This window comes from Streptomyces sp. Qhu_M48 (genome assembly GCF_051305195.1).
In the GTDB taxonomy this organism is placed as follows: domain Bacteria; phylum Actinomycetota; class Actinomycetes; order Streptomycetales; family Streptomycetaceae; genus Streptomyces.
Window position 1 is genome coordinate 4,188,132 of sequence record NZ_CP195432.1, and the last position, 15,560, is coordinate 4,203,691.

General features: G+C 69.1%; 16 protein-coding genes and 1 pseudogene. 6 read left to right on the plus strand and 11 right to left on the minus strand.

Going from position 1 to position 15,560, the window contains the following annotated elements:
* From ACRRSS_RS19190 to ACRRSS_RS19220, 7 genes and pseudogenes are all read right to left on the minus strand, one after another.
* Nucleotides 1–1,134, minus strand: coding sequence for an aromatic acid exporter family protein (locus ACRRSS_RS19190; protein WP_435972332.1), 1,134 nt, complete (start codon nt 1,132–1,134; stop codon nt 1–3).
* 227 nt (nt 1,135–1,361) lie between these two features.
* Nucleotides 1,362–2,399, minus strand: coding sequence for a YihY/virulence factor BrkB family protein (locus tag ACRRSS_RS19195; protein WP_435972333.1), 1,038 nt, complete (start codon nt 2,397–2,399; stop codon nt 1,362–1,364).
* A gap of 410 nt (nt 2,400–2,809) precedes the next feature.
* On the minus strand, nt 2,810–3,007 hold the full coding sequence (locus ACRRSS_RS19200) for a hypothetical protein (RefSeq protein WP_435972334.1): 198 nt from the start codon (nt 3,005–3,007) through the stop codon (nt 2,810–2,812).
* Between the two features lie 95 nt (nt 3,008–3,102).
* Nucleotides 3,103–4,032 (minus strand): annotated as a pseudogene (locus ACRRSS_RS19205) (CocE/NonD family hydrolase); the annotation flags it as partial.
* Nucleotides 4,033–4,143: 111 nt separating this feature from the next.
* Entirely contained in the window at nt 4,144–4,494 is a 351-nt protein-coding gene (locus tag ACRRSS_RS19210) for a PRC-barrel domain-containing protein (RefSeq protein ID WP_435972335.1), read from the minus strand.
* Between the two features lie 556 nt (nt 4,495–5,050).
* Nucleotides 5,051–6,178 (minus strand): outer membrane protein assembly factor BamB family protein, encoded by a 1,128-nt coding sequence (locus ACRRSS_RS19215; protein ID WP_435972336.1) that lies wholly within the window; start codon nt 6,176–6,178, stop codon nt 5,051–5,053.
* Between the two features lie 634 nt (nt 6,179–6,812).
* Nucleotides 6,813–7,679, minus strand: a complete 867-nt coding sequence (locus ACRRSS_RS19220) for a sigma-70 family RNA polymerase sigma factor (protein WP_435972337.1) — start codon at nt 7,677–7,679, stop codon at nt 6,813–6,815.
* Nucleotides 7,680–8,053: 374 nt separating this feature from the next.
* On the opposite strand from ACRRSS_RS19220, the gene ACRRSS_RS19225 reads away from it, so the two are divergent.
* Complete coding sequence (locus tag ACRRSS_RS19225) at nt 8,054–8,407, plus strand: DoxX family protein (RefSeq protein ID WP_435972338.1); 354 nt, start codon at nt 8,054–8,056, stop codon at nt 8,405–8,407.
* A 255-nt stretch (nt 8,408–8,662) separates the two neighbouring features.
* On the opposite strand, the gene ACRRSS_RS19230 is transcribed toward ACRRSS_RS19225, so the two are convergent.
* Complete coding sequence (locus ACRRSS_RS19230) at nt 8,663–9,067, minus strand: hypothetical protein (RefSeq protein WP_435972339.1); 405 nt, start codon at nt 9,065–9,067, stop codon at nt 8,663–8,665.
* On the minus strand, nt 9,058–9,474 hold the full coding sequence (locus ACRRSS_RS19235; RefSeq protein WP_435972340.1) for a hypothetical protein: 417 nt from the start codon (nt 9,472–9,474) through the stop codon (nt 9,058–9,060). Before ACRRSS_RS19235 ends, ACRRSS_RS19230 begins: the two co-directional genes overlap by 10 nt.
* A 239-nt stretch (nt 9,475–9,713) precedes the next feature.
* Here ACRRSS_RS19235 and ACRRSS_RS19240 point away from each other — a divergent pair, with 239 nt between their 5' ends.
* On the plus strand, nt 9,714–10,097 hold the full coding sequence (locus tag ACRRSS_RS19240; protein ID WP_435972341.1) for a hypothetical protein: 384 nt from the start codon (nt 9,714–9,716) through the stop codon (nt 10,095–10,097).
* A gap of 43 nt (nt 10,098–10,140) precedes the next feature.
* Here ACRRSS_RS19240 and ACRRSS_RS19245 read toward each other — a convergent pair whose 3' ends face one another.
* A complete protein-coding gene (locus ACRRSS_RS19245; protein WP_435972342.1) occupies nt 10,141–11,181 on the minus strand; it encodes a hypothetical protein in 1,041 nt (346 codons plus the stop codon).
* Between the two features lie 548 nt (nt 11,182–11,729).
* On the opposite strand from ACRRSS_RS19245, the gene ACRRSS_RS19250 reads away from it, so the two are divergent.
* The 3 genes from ACRRSS_RS19250 to ACRRSS_RS19260 all read left to right on the plus strand — a co-directional run bounded on the left by ACRRSS_RS19250 (nt 11,730) and on the right by ACRRSS_RS19260 (nt 13,229).
* The gene (locus ACRRSS_RS19250) at nt 11,730–11,855 is read left to right on the plus strand and encodes a hypothetical protein (protein ID WP_435972343.1); all 126 of its coding nucleotides are present in this window, start codon (nt 11,730–11,732) and stop codon (nt 11,853–11,855) included.
* Nucleotides 11,852–12,343 carry an NUDIX domain-containing protein gene (locus ACRRSS_RS19255; RefSeq protein WP_435972344.1) on the plus strand — a complete coding sequence of 164 codons (492 nt, stop codon included), beginning with the start codon at nt 11,852–11,854 and terminating at the stop codon, nt 12,341–12,343. The genes ACRRSS_RS19250 and ACRRSS_RS19255 overlap by 4 nt, the downstream gene beginning before the upstream one ends.
* A gap of 346 nt (nt 12,344–12,689) precedes the next feature.
* Nucleotides 12,690–13,229 (plus strand): hypothetical protein, encoded by a 540-nt coding sequence (locus ACRRSS_RS19260; protein ID WP_435972345.1) that lies wholly within the window; start codon nt 12,690–12,692, stop codon nt 13,227–13,229.
* Nucleotides 13,230–13,740: 511 nt separating this feature from the next.
* Here the strand turns inward: ACRRSS_RS19260 and ACRRSS_RS19265 are convergent.
* On the minus strand, nt 13,741–14,751 hold the full coding sequence (locus ACRRSS_RS19265; RefSeq protein WP_435972346.1) for an RNA-binding protein: 1,011 nt from the start codon (nt 14,749–14,751) through the stop codon (nt 13,741–13,743).
* A gap of 142 nt (nt 14,752–14,893) precedes the next feature.
* Here ACRRSS_RS19265 and ACRRSS_RS19270 point away from each other — a divergent pair, with 142 nt between their 5' ends.
* Nucleotides 14,894–15,319 carry a hypothetical protein gene (locus tag ACRRSS_RS19270; RefSeq protein WP_435972347.1) on the plus strand — a complete coding sequence of 142 codons (426 nt, stop codon included), beginning with the start codon at nt 14,894–14,896 and terminating at the stop codon, nt 15,317–15,319.
* Nucleotides 15,320–15,560: the final 241 nt, after the last annotated feature.

Genomic DNA, 15,560 nt, shown 5'->3' on the forward strand with positions numbered 1-15,560 from the left:
TCACACCCGTACGGCGGCGATGACGTGGAGGTGGGAACGGATGTCGGCCATGAGGCGGGCGGCGTCCGTCAGGAGCGTCCCCTGCAGCGTGGGAGCGGCGGGCACCGCCGACGGTCGCTGTAGTGGTTGGATGCGGCGCAGGTGGTCGTCGGCGTGGTCGAGGTCTTCCTCCAGACGCCGGCGATCGGTCGGCTCGGCCCGGCCGATCTCCTCCAGGACGTCGGCCGCGCGGTTCAGGAGCGCGGCGTACTCGGATCGGAACTCCGGTGACACGGCCTCGACGTGTCCGTCGGTCAGGGCGTAGTCCAGGGTCCGGGTGATGGACTGCAGGTGATCCAGCGCGCGTTGGGCGATGGTCAGCGCCTCACGGGCGCGGGGCATGGCCTCGTGGCGGGGGTCGACGGTGTGCCGGGGGTTGAGCCGCGAGTTCTCCGTCTCGGCGTCCACCTCGCCGTGCAGCCGGTCGCATTCCGATGCCGGCCGGCGCCATCCCGCGCGCAGTCGTCGCACCGCGTCCGCGTCTCCCCCACCGGTGGCCGAAGCCTCGGCGAGCGCGCGCGTGCCGACCGAGATCTCGCGGCAGACGGCGGCGACCGCCTTCTGATGGCGCCGGGTGTGACGGGCGGGGGCGAGCAGGAAGTGTGTGCCGAGGCCGCATACGGCTCCGATCCCCACGGATGCGGTGAGGTGGCCGATGTAGTCGAGGCGCCCTGCCCCGGCGGAGAAGGCGAAGAGCCCCACTACGGCGACCTGAGCGCCCTGGCCCCCGAAGGGCCGTAATCTGCCGACGGTCAGACCCAGCAGGACCAGGATGGCGAACGCCCACCAGTGGATGCCGGCCCAGGCCGCCAGAGCGGCGGCAAGCACGGCGCCCGCTGCCATGGCCATCAGATACCGGGCGCACTCGCGTACCGACCTGTAGACCGTGGCCTGCAGCACGACCAGCACGGTGAACGGCGCGAAGGTGGTCACGGCCGCCGGAAGCAGGTGCCGGGCAAGCATCCACGCCAGTGTCGCGGCTCCCACGCTCTTGGCGCCGAGCACCAGGCCGTCCCGCTCCGGCCCCGGCACGCGGAAACCCCTGCCCACACGTCGCACCGCGGCGTCGACCGTGTTCCACGCGCTGTGAAGCATCGTCTTCCTTTCGTCCTCGTGCGCGGCACGGTGCCCTCCGGGCCACAGGGACCCGGCCGGGAGCAGGGGGGCGCGTAGCCCGCCTGCCCGGCCTTCACGCGGGTCGGCCTCAGTCGTCACGAACGCGCCGGTCGGCGTGTCCGCTCGCCTCTGCATCGCCGTTTCGGGACACGCCTGCCGGGTGTGCCGCTCGTCCCAGCAGGCTCGCGCAAGGGCCCCCGCCTCGATCAGTTCAGGCGGTGGCGGTCCTCGTCCGTCCACGCGCGGGTGTCCCTCGGCTCGACATAGGGCTCCTCGCCCTCGGGGTGGCCGCCGACGACGGCGCGCTGGCGGGACATCTCGGCGTCGAACTCCAGGCCGAGGAGTACGGCCAGGTTGCTGATCCACAGCCACACCAGGAAGACGATCACTCCGGCGAGGGCGCCGTACGTCTTGTTGTACGAGCTGAAGTTCGCCACGTAGAAGGCGAAGCCGGCCGAGGCGATCATCCAGAGGAGGAGTGCGAGGAAGCTGCCAGGGGTGATCCAAGTGAAGCCGCGCCCCTTCGCGTTCGGAGCGGCCCAGTACAGAAGGGCGATCATCGTGGTGACGAGCAGAACCAGGACCGGCCACTTGGCGATCGACCACACCGTCATCGCCGTGGAACCCACCCCCAGGGCGTCTCCCGCGTGCTGTGCCAGGCCGCCGGTGAACACCACGATCAGCGCGCTGAGAACGAGCAGGATCATGAGTGTCACCGTCAGAACGAGGCGCAGGGGAAGGATCTTCCATACGGGACGGCCCTCGGGCATGTCGTAGACGGCGTTCGAGGTCCGGATGAACGCGGCGATGTATCCGGAGGCCGACCAGACGGCGAGGACCAGGCCGACGAGCGCGGCGACGGAACCCAGGCCGCTGTTGCCCTGAATCTGCGTCACCGCGTCGGTGATCACGTCGCGAGCCGGGCCGGGGGCAAGCTTCTGGATGTTGTCCAGCACCTGCCTGGTGGCCGACTCGCCCGCGATGCCCAGAAGGCTCACGAGCGCGAGGAGAGCCGGGAAGACGGCCAGGATCCCGTAGTAGGTCAGCGCCGCAGCGCGGTCGGTCAGCTCGTCGTCCTTGAATTCCCTGAGTGTGCCGCGCAACACGGCTTTCCAGGACCTCTTCGGCAACTGCGAGAGCTTGTCCGGCGCCTGCTCCTCGACCTGGCTGGACGGCCCCACCGCGCCGGACCTGCCGGGGTCGGGCTCTTGGTCGGCCGGGTCTGGATTCGTCGTGGATTTCATGAGCTGCGGCTTACCACTGACGGTCATTCCATGCGGCACGCGGTCGGATGGGACCGCGAGGCATGTCGATCGGCTGGGAGGTCCACCGGGCCCCACGGTCCCGGCGCGTATACGTGGACGCGGCGGGCCCGCTCCCGCCGACGGGCGGCATGGGTCGCGGCGTACGTGTCCGCCCGGAGCTCACGACCGGATCGCGCTGATCCTGGATGCCAGGGCGAGCGGCTTCGCGCTGTCGGATGGTCGGCGGAAGATCCGTACCGGGATGTCGAACCCGCGGGTGGGCCGGTGCCGACCGGCGGCTGCGACGCGGCCGAGGACGCCGTCGGTGCCCGTCGTCCTCGGCACAGGCAGCCCGCGAGGATGTCGCGCGCCGGCTGCGCCAGGGCGTGGGACTCACCGCCGAGCGGGGGTCAGGAGCGGGACCAGGGCCGGCGGCGTCCGTTGGTGTGACGGGTACGGCTCGCACCGATGCCCGCGAGGTGCAGAGCCAGGGCCGTGAGCCCGAGCAGCATCACGTTCGTCGACGAGAACACGTGGTTGGTGCCGATGTCTGCGGCGTTGATCAGGAAAGCGAAGAAGAACAGGACGGCGGCTGCTATGCCGAGCATGTGCGGGGCTCCTTCCGAAGGGTGCTGTCCGTATGCCCCCGCACTGCCGTGGCACACCCGTGCGACCGCCGCCCGGGACCGGCTGAGGTTCGGGTCCAGGCCTGCTCCGCTTCGCACAGCCGCGTGACGGCGGGCGGCGCGCAGCCCTCCGGTTCTCCGAAGGGACGCAGCTCCGCGTCCGTCGCGACGTCGTTGTCGCGCACCGGCGGGGAGAGGGAGCTGCCGTTCTCGTACACGGTGAGCGGCACCGGTTCGGGGGCGGGCCGGACGAGTGGCCAGTACGAGGTGGACAGGGACAGCCGGATGCGGTGGCCGGGTGGGAACGCCCGGGCGACTCCGTGGAGCGGCACCTTGGCCGTGTAGCGCCGTTCGGGGGGCAGCTCGGCGGGCGCCGCCTCGCTGTCGCGGCGCACGAGGTTGAGCACGCCTTAGGTCACCCGGGTCGCGCGGCCGTCCGGTGCGACGTCGGAGAGCCGGACGTTCAGCTGGGCCCGGGTGTCGGCCGACAGCTCCACGACGGCGCGGGCGCGCCGAGGATCTCGATGCGCTCGGTCAGGGGTTCGGTGTGGAAGACGAGCGAGCCGTCGTCCCCTCGCGCTGGTCGTACGGCACGTCGAGTGGGGCGTTGTACGACGCCCCACTCGCCGGCGAACTGGCCGACGGTCAGGGGGGCTGGACCGTGTACGCGTGGTCGGCGGCCGGGCGGCCGTCATGTGGGGCGGGCTCCCCGGGCATCCGGAGCGCGCCGTCACGCAGGGGGAGCACGGATCCGGCCACGTTCGGGGAGGGCCAGAACGGTTCGCCGATCCACCGGCCCGGTCGTCCCTCGTACGAGGTGGCGGGCGGAACCCGCTCCTGCATCCAGGTCCGGAGCATGGGACCGTCCATCACTCCGTTGCCGATGCCCTTGAGCCAGTGGTCCCACCACCGCACGACCTCTTGGAGGTACCCGATGTCGGGGCCGGCTCGCCGAGGTGCGGAAGCTTGTGCGACCAGGGGCCGGTCAGGCCTTTCCGGGACGCGTCACCGAGGCCCGTCAGCACGCGATCTCCGTCGTCCGCAGCTTGCAGGTTCTCGGGGACGCGGCGGGGCCCGGACTCCATGAGTCCGGGCCCCGCCGCGTCGCCTTGAAGTGCTCAGTGCGGGCGGCCGTAGTAGGTGCCCAGCTCGTCGCGGTATCCGCGGTCCTCGCCCAGGTGCTTGTCACGGTGGAACTCCGGGGCGTCCTTGATCTGGTCCTTCGTCCGGTCGACATAGACCTTCCGGTCGTCCTGGTCGATCCGGGTCACCGTGCTCGCGGGAAGGAGGACCTCCTTGCCGAAGATCCACACGCCCGTGTCCACGACCAGATAGGCGTCACCGACCTCGTCGGAGTGCTTGTCGACCTTGCCGATGGAGCCGTCCGTCGCCTCCACCTTGTAGCCGATGAGGTCCACGCCGGCCAGGTAGCCCGAAGTCGGGGTGTAGTTCCACAGGTTCTCCGTCATGCGAGAAACAACTCCTCAAGTCGATTTTGCGGTTATCCCGCTCTTACTTCTTCTTGCCTGCGACACACACGGGTGGGTGTCTTAGCCACACCACGGACCGTGTTGTTCTGCATTTGCCGCTGAATATCGCCTACCCCGTTCATCCCGGCTCATTCATCTGCGTATACGAGCTTCGGAGCCGGTCGTCCAGCGCTGATGGCGTGTCCGCTGCCGGCGGTACCACCGTCCGCTGCCGTCTTGGGGCGGTCGACGAAGCCGGTCAGCCACATGACCACCACGACGATCGCGACCCACCAGAGAAACGTGAGCGCAAATCCGGCACCGAAAGGAGCAGGGTCAAGAGGAGGCCGAAAAATAGGGGGACCATCTTCATAAGCCTCCGCCTGCCTCTGGCCCGCAATTCCACCGGTATGACGTCAACGCAAGGTGGGGCCCGACGGCGGCGATGGCACTGATGAGTAAAGAGCTCCCGACCGGCCGAAGCATTCGCGGTTTCCGCACGGGCCGACGGGACGCCCCGCCGCCCGGGCACCCCGTCTCAGCCGCGACCACCAGGTCAGGCGTTGCCGAACGCGATCAGAGCGCCGCCCTGCGCCGGTACGAACACCCTCCCCTGCGCCGTCCCCAGCCCCGGCACGGTCCAGCCCCGCCCGTCGTTCTCCGCGACGATGTTCTCCATCGGATGCGGCTCCGCGGACAGTCGGTACGACCAGACCCTCTCCCCCGTCCGCTCCGCCAGGACCACCAGTTCGCCGGAGCCGTCGGCTACGTACACGTGCCCCCCGGCGACCAGGCGCACCGTCGCCGCCTGGCGCGGGCTGGTATAGGTCCAGCGCGTGGCATATCCGGCGGTGGTGTCGAGGGCCTTCACCACGCCGCGGTTGGCGACGTACACCCGCCCCGTGCCGAACGCGGGCGTGGCGTCGGCGGGCAGCCTCCGTACCACGGCGCCCGTCCTGCGGTCGTAGGCGACGACGTTCGAGTCGTCGGCGAAGCTGTTCCGCAGCCACAGGGCGCCCCCGCCCAACGCGGCGGGGTTCCCGCCCGGCCCGGACATGTCGGGCACGTCGTAGCGCCGCAGCTCCTTCCCGGTCGCCCGGTCGAGCCGCTGGTAGGCGAGATTGTCGAAGCCGATCCAGACGCCGTCCTCGTCGACGAGGACGGGGGCGAACCCGTTCTCGACGAGGGGCGCCTCCCACAGGCGTGCGCCGGTGTCGGCCCGCAGCGCGAAGGCCCTGCCCCGGCCGTCCTGCGCGTAGACGACGTTGGCGTACCAGGTGGGCGGGTAGTGGCAGAACCCGTTACCGAGCTCCACGGTCCACTTCACCGTCCCGGTGGCCGGATCCCACGCCCGTACCTGACCGTCCATGGTCTGGGTGTAGAGCAGCCCCCCTCCGTAGGTGACGGTGGCGTTGGGCCGACTGGTCAGGAATCTCTGTGGCCACAGAGACCTGCCCGTCGCGGCGTCGAGCCCGACGAGTTCCATGCGCGGGCCGCCCTCGTCGCCCTGATCCGCGTTGACGACGGCGAAGACCTGGCCGCCCACCGCCACGGGGGCCGACACGACCGAACCCAGGTCTCGCTGCCACAGCTTCTTGAACGGCGGCTTCGCGGTGGCTCCCACGACCCGGCTGTCGCCCCGGGCGTTGGCCCGGTACCCGAAGGTGCCGCTCCGTACGGGCATCGCCGCAGGCCCTTCGCCCGACGACACCGATGACGCCGGCGGAGCGATCCCGAGCAGCAGCAAGGCACACGCCGTCGACGCCACCGCTCCCGCCCGCCACGGTCCTCGAAGCGCGATCCTGTTCACGTGCCCCCCCACGGCCTCACTGAAGTTGACGATCCGTCCGATCCACCTCGGACGGCCTCGCCCGCCTACCCCCGCCCCGTGCTCCCATGCACCTTGTGGATCGCAGCTCGCCGTTCTCGGGTTGGGTGATCGCCGGGCTGTACAGGCTGGTCGAGCGCGTGACCGGCGGCGGCAGGTCCGAGGTCTGGCGGGCACGGGCGGCGGCAGGCCCGTTGGCCAGCGCGAGGGTGCCCGTGACGAGTAGGTGGGTCACCGTGCTCCACCCGTACCTCGCCCTGCCGCAGAACCTCTTGCCGTGCTCTTCGGCAGCAGCCGCACCGCCGTGCACCGCACATTCCTGGAGATCTGGAGGCTGCCCAAGGTGCACGGAATCGTGATCCCACCCGCCGATACTCCGCCCGTCACGCTCGCGGTCCTCCGCACCCAGTTCCTCGCTCGGGGCAGCGAGGGTGGCAGCAGGGTCGAGACAACGCGTCGATGATCTGCGAGCCCTTGGATGTTCTGCGGGTCAGGAGGTCGTCGACGGTGGGGCGGCCGCGAAGTGGTCGTCGGCTTGGGCCATTCGCAGCGCGATTCTCGTGATCTTCTGGTTGGCCGTGCTGATCTCGATCGTGGCGAGGGGATGTCCTCCCGGGGCGATGAGGTACACCGGCTTGTTGTTGACCGTGAGTCTGCAGACCGCCTGAACGCGATCACGGAAACGCACGGTCTCGGTGGCGATGTCGACAGCGCCGATGACGACGGTGCCGGCCCCGCGAGGCAGGAGCGCAGCGTCGGCGTCGCGGACGCTGTCGGGCGCGAGCAGCTGGAGCATGCGGCGCGTATCCCCGGTTTGGGCTGCTGTCAGGAACGCTTCGACGATCCGCTGGTCCGGTCGACTGCTCCGCTCCGAGGCATGCGGGGCGCCTTCCAGGCGTTGTCGGGCCCTGCTGGCGTGTTTCTTGGCACCGGGCACCGTCCCGCCCAGCACGTGCGCGATCTGGTCGAAGGGCATGGAGAACAGGTCGTGCAGGACGTACGCCACCCGTTGGGACGGGGTCAACTGGTTCAAAAGGACCATGAGTGCCCGGGAGACGTCATCCGCTCGGAGGATCGCTTCGTCCGCGGCCAGTTCTGCGGCCGGGATGGCGTCCGCGAGCAGCGGCGCTTCGTTGCGGCGGCGTCTGGCACGCAGCTCGTCCAGGCAGACCCTGGCGGTGACGTTCGTGAGCCAGGCCGACGGGTTCTCAATCGATGGTGAGTGTCGGGCGGTCATGACCCGCAACCATGCCGTTTGGACGGCGTCCTGGGCGTCATGCGCCGATCCGAGCATGCGGTGGGCAGCCGACAGCAGCTGCGGTCGCGCGGTCTCGAATTCCTCGACGGTGATCGGCATGGGTGTCACCTTTCCGGGCTTGCGTACGTCAGGACGGTCGGTTCACCATTCCTGTTCGCATCCCGAGGAGATGACAACGTCATGAGCCTACAGATGGCGCGGTTGCGCACCGACAGCGGTACGGCTGCCGAGGTCCGGTCGCACCGTGCGAGGGTGTTCGCCGCTCTCCACGCGGCATCTCCCCGGGGCACGGTCTACACGGCGTACTCCAGTGAGTCGGGGCAGGACTTCGTCCTGGCCTCCGGGATGGTGGAGGCAGCAGAAGATCCATGGGTGGGATTGCCGCAAGCCGCTCGGCTCCGAGACCTGATCAACCGCGCCGTGGCAACGCCGATTCCCACAGAGCCGTCTCCCGTCGTGGGGGCGTACAACTCATGAGCTCCGTACTGATCATCGCCACTGTGGGGTGCGTCGTCGCAAACGCCTCCATTGCGATCGCGGACTACGCGCGGGCACCGTTCGTGCTGGCGAACTCCGCAGAGGTCCGACTCCCGCCAGGCGCGGTGCCGTACCTGGCGACCCTCAAACTCTTGGGCGCTGCCGGCCTGCTCATGGGGCTTCTCGGGCTCCACCGGCTGGGCCTGGCGGCAGGAATCGGCTTGACCGTGTTCTTCATCGGCGCGGTCCTGGCTCACGTCCGCGCACGTGTCTTCCGCAACATCGCCTTCCCGGGCGGCTACCTGCTCCTCGCCGTGGCCAGCACCACCTTCATCGTGGGCAGGCTATGACCCCAGCCAACGCACCCCTCTCCGGGGAAGGCCGCCGCAGGTGATCGATCGCCGTAGACGCGTCCGACTGCGCACGTCGCCGCGGAAGACGGGCAGCTCACGCGCGTGCGGATCCACGTGGGGAAGCCGTGGCGTAAGCACGGCGGCCTCGGGCTGCTCGGCCGGTCCTCGACGCCACACCACCTGCCCAGCGCGACCAGGGCCGCCATCGTGCAGCGAATCGAGGCGATGCGACGGGAGCACCCGTGGTCGGCGTCACGGATCACATGCGAACTCGATGGCATGGGCCTCATGGTCAGCCGCCGCACCCAGGTCGGCGTGGGGCTCGGCTGCGGCCACGACGTCGGCGCGGTCCAGGAGGACGCCGGCCCCGTGCTTGGCCGCGAGAGAGCGGCCGCCCCGGTGCAGCTCGGGGTGCCCCGGTGCGGCTCGGGGCCTGTGCAGCTCGGGGTGCCGTGGTGCGGCCCCGGGGTGCCCCGGTGCGGCCCGGGACCGCGAGAGGACCCACCGCGATTCGCGATGTGCGGCCTCGCGGCGGCGGCGTCGGGCCTCGGTGGCCTGGAGCTCCAGGTCGCGGATGATCCGTTCGGTCTGGTCGCGTTGCCGGCGGAGCCAGTCGCGGACGGCCCGCTGCTTGGCCAGCCGCTCGACTATCGACATGTCCGACGGCGCCCACCCGCCTGCGCGGACTCACAGAGACCGGTGAAGGCGATGACGTCCTTGTGGGTCATGAGCGCCATACGGGCCACGTCCCATTCCGGGCCGTGCTCCGGCTTGGTCCAGTACGGATGGGTGGAGACCTCGATCGAGAGGTCCCGTACCCGGTCCCACAGACGCTGTTCCTCAGCGGCCTGATCGGGGGTGTATCCGGGGGACGGCTCCCGCCCGCCGGTCACCTCTCCGGTGTGGGGGTGGGCAGTGCCGGGCCAGCCGGGCAGGCGCTCCACCGACCAGGGCAGGGCCCGGCACAGTGCCCGATGCTCGGCGCGGGCATGGTGGAGCTCAGCCTGGAGCCGCTTGAGGTCGGCGGGGAATTGGTGCGGGTCCGTCGGGGTGTCTTCGCTCACCCCAGAAACGTACCCCTGTTCGAATTCTCGGGGCTAGTCGGCGTACCACCTGCGACTCCGGTCACCCGGACGGGCCCGGTACCGGCGGCTCTGCCGGTTGCTCCGCATGCAGACCGACGGCTGCACGTAGCCCTTGCGGACCCACCCCGTGGTGCCCTCCGCCAGCGCCCGCCCGTCCACAAGCAGGCGGAGGTGTGAGGCCGTACGTATGGGGGCGGGGTCAGGGATTTCGGGAGCTGATGAGCGGGGCGACCGATCGCGTGGTGATGTGTGCCCGTGGGGCCGCTCCGGGTGCGGTGTTCTTCCCCCTGTGGTTAGCGACGATGTCCGTCGGCCGGTACGTCGGCGATGACGAGCGGTATGAAGGCGGCATGTCCGAGGATGTGGACGTTTCGGAGAACGACGAGGCCTCCTTCAAGGCTTTTGTCGAGAAGAGGAAAAGGGACCTGGAGGGCAGCGGCGGCACCTTCAACCTGCCCACGTTCGGGTGGAGTTACCGGTGCTCTTGCCGCGCTGACGAGGAAGAGGTAGCGGAGACGCTCGGGGCCGACCGGTGCCGGCGTTCGACGCACGCAGCCCGGCCAGGACCGCGTGCGGAGTTCGACGTTGATCGCCGACCCTGAGTCCGCGTCTCGCCGTCAATCGTGCAGGGGCTTGCGCGTCGTGCTATTCGGCGGGCGCCGACCGGTCGTCATCGGCCAGCCTGATGAGCGCGAGCACGGACCGGTATTCCTCAGCGGAGTAGCCGGAGGGCCTGTACCCCGTCATCCCGGTTTCCTCGTACTGCTGGCGCTGTACCTCCGCGTACGTTCGCAGGACGGCGCGGGCCTCGCCCGTGGTGCCGTCCAGTGCGGCCGCCACCTCGTTCCATGTGGCTCCGAGCTTCAGAGCGTCGTGCAGGGACCAGGGGCGGTCCGACAGGACCGTGCGGTGGATGGTCTCGCCCAGGGCGAGCACCGCGAGGGCGTCGCCCGCTGTGGCTGCCTCGCCCACATGGCAGCCGGCGGGCACATGCCAGTCCATCAGGCGATGATGGTGCTCGAAGTACTTCTCAGCCCTCCACGGCAGCAGGATCCCGTATCCCACGTCGTCCGGCCGGCGGATCACCCGGGTCTCCCATTCCCCAGGGGAGCCGGCGTGCGCGGCACGGTCGGTGGCAGAGGATCGCGGGTGTGTCGGCGTCGAGGGGTCGTGGTGTTCCTTCGAAGTGCCACCTCGTCGGCACCCACCATGCTCCGGTGCGTCATCCGCCAGGCCGCTCGCTCCAGCCACCCGCACGGACCTCACTCCAGTGCCGCGCGTGTCGCCGGCCCGCGCGCCGGGCCAGGCAGCACCCTGCGCTGAGGTGCCGTCACGATCGGCCCTCCTCGCAGCGGACCAGATGAGAAGGGCTACAGCTGACAGAGCCCCGAGGTGCGCCCCGGCGCCTGCAAGCAGGAACCGCCAAGGAGATTCACCCTGGTTGGCAGCCTCCAGACCCAGCCCCACGGAAGCCACCACCGCCACGATCAGGCCCATCCACGGCAGCAGGACCATCGTCAGCGCCGATGCATTGGGGGGCTGGTCGACGTTGACGCACACCCAGAGAGCGATCAGGTTGATCAGCAGACCGAACCCGGCCAGGACGGCCACCACGCACAGGTAGAGCATCGGCCAGTTCTCCGAGGCACAGGAACTGCTGCTCGCCTCATACATGACTGAGCTCATGGAATCCCTGCCGTTCGATACCCGCTCTCCGACCATCCATCACGGTAGGAACAGGCCGGGCACCCCGCCATGAGCGTTTGTACTCAGCCCGGCCCTGTCGCGTGCTCAACCCGTGGGCCCACGGATAAGCGTCTGACCCTGGGTGAAGCGCTCACAACGGTCCGCCGTGGTGCGTGCCGTGGGGTGGTGCGGTAGCTCAGTGGTTCGGCCCGAGTGATGTCGTGGCCGCTGCACCTGGCAGACAACCACGCCGTAAGGTCCCCGTTTCCGGAAGGTCTCATGCCTTCGTCGGCACCCACACCCCGGGAGAGTCAGGGCGTCCGGCCCCGACCGCTTTGACCGACCCGGGCGCAGCACGCAACGGAAAGAGCAGGACTCTGTTCACGGGTCCTGGACGTGGAGGCTGCGGGCAGGGGCAACGTCAGGGGAGGGTCTCCCCGGTTTCGGCGGGCGCCGCTGGTCGGGATTGGGCAGACGCCGCTGGTCGGGGAAGAGCCGCGTGTTCCGCGCCGGAGATCTTCTCCAAGTGTCTGCTCCGCTGTCACCATGTGCCGTATGAGTTGGGCACGTTCGACGGAACCATCGTCGCGCAGTACGCGGTCACGGACGCCACCGCCGAGACCGCGTTCGTGCTCGGTGAGCTGTACCGGTGTGGCATTAGGCTCGTGGCATGACGGATGTGCCCGCTGGGGTCTCGGAGTACGACAAGGGTCTGGCTCGGAAACGGATGGCGGCCGGCGTGCTGTTCTTCGATGACGCGGGCAGGGTGCTCCTGGTCGATCCCGTCTACAAGGAGCCGTGGGAGATCCCTGGCGGGGCTGTGGAGGCCGAGGAGTCTCCCCGGGCCGGTGCCCGCCGCGAGGTCCTGGAGGAACTCGGGCTCGACCTGGCGCCCGGGCGCCTGCTGGGCCTTGACTGGACGGCTTCCCGGACGGGGCGCAGCGAGGGCCTGGCTGTCGTCTTCGACGGAGGCCGGCTGCTCCCGGAGCAGGTCTCCGCGATCCGGCTCCAGAAGGAGGAGCTGCGCGGCTACGCGTTCGTGGACGTCGATGTGGTCGCTGAACTGCTCAAGCCCGTTCTGGCGCGCCGCGTCCAGGCGTGTGCGCGTGCGCGGGGACACGGTCGGACCGTGTATCTGGAGAACGGCTACCAGGTGGGCTGACCGCGTATGTGTCGATGACTCCAGGTGCCTGTCTGCGCCCTGACCGCGAACACCAGTGCTTCCAAGCCCGTTGGGATCTCTTCGGACGACGAACAGGCAGGCGACGCGCGGTATCCCACTGCAGGCCTTCCTTCCAGCTGCCCGGTATCCCACTGGACTCGCCCTTTTCAGCACGTGCGGGAGCGCTCCGGCTTCACCCCTCATGCCTTTTAGCGGCCTCTGGAGGCTGCAGCCGTACGGGTCACCTGGCTCGCACACGCCGCTGCGGCAGCTGTTGCGGGACGGCCGTAGTGACCTTGCACAGAATGAATGGTCACGGTCGGAGGGCGCTCGGTAGATTCCCGCCATGAGTGATGACGAGGACTACCTGGAGAAGAGCCCGGCTGCCGGACGAATGGGGAAGGCCGCGGAGTACTTGGTTGCGGCCTCGTGCATCCTCGCCACGGGCGGTGAGTTGAACGTCTCCACCTCGCTGGTGGACGACGAGGGTGTGGACCTCGTCTTTCACCGGCGCGGGAGTTCCGCGACTCTGGCGGTGCAGGTGAAGGCGCGGATGTCGACCGGAACGCAAGTTCAGCAGGGCCGGCTGATGGCCTTCGTGCGGTCGCAGACGTTCCAGCCGCGGACCGACCTGGACATGTTGTTCGTCGCCGTGGATGTCGAGCTGGGGGCGATCATGACGGCCTGGCTGGTACCGAGTGGCACTTTCGGCGACATGGTCACCGAGCCCAACAGCAAGGGGCGCTTCCGGTTCTCGGCGTCGATGAAGCCGGACTCCAAGGATCGCTGGAGCCCGTTCCGGCTGACGGCTGCGGAGCTCTCCCAGCGCGTCCTTGCCCGGTTGGCCGAGTTGGAGAAGGTGGAAGTCGAGTCGGCAGGGGCCTGACGGTGGGTGCTGTGACGGCGGGCACGAAGCGCGATTCCGCCTGCCATGGGAACCGTCACGCGCCTTCCGGTCCAAGGGTGGGCGGAGTCGGCCGGAGTCGAACCGGCGTCCTCGCGGTTGCGTCGGCGGGCTGGGTGACCCAGAAGAGGTAGTCCCCGTTGTCTGTGACTCCCATGGCGAAGAGACTCTCGGGGGGGATGCGGCAATGTCCAGGGATGGCGGGCGGCGCCGGGGACGGGGCTCGTGGTGATCAGGGTTGTCGAGGAAGCTCCCCGTATCGAACAGAAGCTCGCCGTCCCGGTTCCTTGTCGGTGAGATCTCACGACTGAGCAGTGGGCGGTTTTGCAGCCGTTGACACCGAAGGCTTCCGGGGCGGCGCGGCCGCCTGACGCGCCTCGGCGGGTGCTGATCGACGGCATTCCGTTCCGGGTCTGGGCAGGTGCTCCCGGGGAGACCGGATCCGTCGTCAGGCGAACTTCCGGCGCCGGGAGGTCGTCGTCTTTCTCGCCGCTCATCCTAGGAGTTGGCGCAGGGCCCAGTCTCGATCGCTCGGCGTCGGCTCGGTTCGCCAACGAGCACGCACGACTCCGTCGTTGTCGGGCATGACGGCCGTGCACAGAGGGACGGATTCACCCGCATATGGGGACAGGAGGGCGGCGGCATGGGATCGGGATATCCGGGCGGACAGTTCGGGGAAATCATCTTCGCCGGCTATGGCGCTGTGGATGGTGCCGTCGCCGTCCTGCCACACGCCTTCCACGAGGCCGTCAGCGGGTAGGGCTCTCAGGACGGCTTCGATGTCGGTGGACAGGGGCGGCCAGACGGCGAGACGGGCCCGGGGAGCCACTCCGACACGAAGGGGGTCGACGGTGTCGCTGCCGAGTTGGTGCCATCGTGAGGCGCCTTCTATATATGTCTCCTGCAGGATTCCCGCACGGCCGGTGGCGACTGCCGTGTGCAGGTCGGCCCAGAAGTCGTCATCGCCGGGCCGCTGGATGACCTGCTCTTCCTCCTCGCCACCGAAGGCATACGGGGAGGCGTCCAGGCGTTCTGGGAACAGTCCGAGTTCCCGAGTGTGGGCCAACGCAGCCTCGCAAGCCCGGCTGCTGCTGATATAGAGGTACTGGTCCCATCCCACATGGACCGCGAACACGCCTTCCACCTCCAGCCGGCACCAGGCGCCGCTGTCGCGCAACATGGCGCGCACCGGCTGCAGCCCGACTTCGAGCGGCACTTCCGCCCCGTCGTGAAAACCGGTAGGGCCGGCAGGGAGGAGCCCGTCCAACCCAAAGCCGTCCGCCGGAGGCTCCACACCGAAGTGCGCCAGGGACGGGACTCCGGGGTCGCGTACGGCCAGGAAATCAACGCCAGTGTCCCCGGCGAAGGCCGCCACCGCCTGAAGATAGGCCCCCTCGACCGCGCCGTGATCGCTGACGGTGTCCTCACTGCCGGTGTAGGACCCGTGCTCGTCACGGTCGGCGGGGTCGTACTTGGTAATGCGGTAGACGTAGGTGAGCTGCACCACCCCATCTCTAGCACGCTGGCGCCGCCCCGCGGGGAAGTGCCATCGGAGGTGAGACAGAGGTGTAGGAGCAGCGCTCGCGGGCCAGGCAGCGTCCCTGAAATCCATGGTCCCTCAAAGCCGAACTCCCTACGCTCCAACCATGCGAACCGTCTTCGTGTTTCCCACAGGTGAGCGAGCTGAGACCGTTGCCTCGCTCGATCGGCATCTGCCCGAGCAGCGCCATCCATGGACTCTGGACGACAACCTCTACATCGACACCGACGACGAGCAGACCGGCTACCTCTTCTCCGACTGGGATCCCGCGGATGTGGCGGTCCTCGACGCGGCCATCGGTCATCACCCCACTTGGGCGGTGCAGATCGACATCTCCGGGCGGATCGACGGCACCGCAGAGCTTCACCAAATGATCGCTCTGCTGCTTGAGCATGGAGGCGTGGTAACGGACGACTACACCACCCACCCATGGACCCTGCCGGAAATCCTGTCTGGAACAGTGATCGACGGCCTGCGCTTCTTCGACTTTCGCGGCTACCACGAGCTCAGCCGCGAACACGGGCGTTCCTGACTCGATCACCTCACCAGCGCAACTTCGGAGAAGCCTGCATCCACTGCCCGATGCTCCACGTCATCCCGGAGATGCTGCCTTGGCTCGCGGAGATCCAGCTCGCCGCGCGCACTGAGGTCGTCGAGGGTCACGCGGTAGAGCCGTGCTCAGGCCGGGGCGATGGTGGTGTGAGCGTGGCCAGCATGAGGGTCAGGCTTCTCCTCCCCGATGCCGTCGGGCGCACCTCGGGCGACTCGCGTTC

Coding starts and splice junctions, on each gene's coding strand:
- ACRRSS_RS19200 (WP_435972334.1), bottom strand. CDS start 3,007: ATGCTCGGCATAGCAGCCGCCGTCCTGTTCTTCTTCGCTTTCCTGATC.
- ACRRSS_RS19220 (WP_435972337.1), bottom strand. CDS start 7,679: ATGCCGATCACCGTCGAGGAATTCGAGACCGCGCGACCGCAGCTGCTG.
- ACRRSS_RS19240 (WP_435972341.1), top strand. CDS start 9,714: ATGAGCGGGGCGACCGATCGCGTGGTGATGTGTGCCCGTGGGGCCGCT.
- ACRRSS_RS19270 (WP_435972347.1), top strand. CDS start 14,894: ATGCGAACCGTCTTCGTGTTTCCCACAGGTGAGCGAGCTGAGACCGTT.
- ACRRSS_RS19210 (WP_435972335.1), bottom strand. CDS start 4,494: ATGACGGAGAACCTGTGGAACTACACCCCGACTTCGGGCTACCTGGCC.
- ACRRSS_RS19195 (WP_435972333.1), bottom strand. CDS start 2,399: ATGAAATCCACGACGAATCCAGACCCGGCCGACCAAGAGCCCGACCCC.
- ACRRSS_RS19255 (WP_435972344.1), top strand. CDS start 11,852: ATGACGGATGTGCCCGCTGGGGTCTCGGAGTACGACAAGGGTCTGGCT.
- ACRRSS_RS19260 (WP_435972345.1), top strand. CDS start 12,690: ATGAGTGATGACGAGGACTACCTGGAGAAGAGCCCGGCTGCCGGACGA.
- ACRRSS_RS19225 (WP_435972338.1), top strand. CDS start 8,054: ATGAGCTCCGTACTGATCATCGCCACTGTGGGGTGCGTCGTCGCAAAC.
- ACRRSS_RS19230 (WP_435972339.1), bottom strand. CDS start 9,067: ATGTCGATAGTCGAGCGGCTGGCCAAGCAGCGGGCCGTCCGCGACTGG.
- ACRRSS_RS19190 (WP_435972332.1), bottom strand. CDS start 1,134: ATGCTTCACAGCGCGTGGAACACGGTCGACGCCGCGGTGCGACGTGTG.
- ACRRSS_RS19215 (WP_435972336.1), bottom strand. CDS start 6,178: ATGCCCGTACGGAGCGGCACCTTCGGGTACCGGGCCAACGCCCGGGGC.
- ACRRSS_RS19245 (WP_435972342.1), bottom strand. CDS start 11,181: ATGAGCTCAGTCATGTATGAGGCGAGCAGCAGTTCCTGTGCCTCGGAG.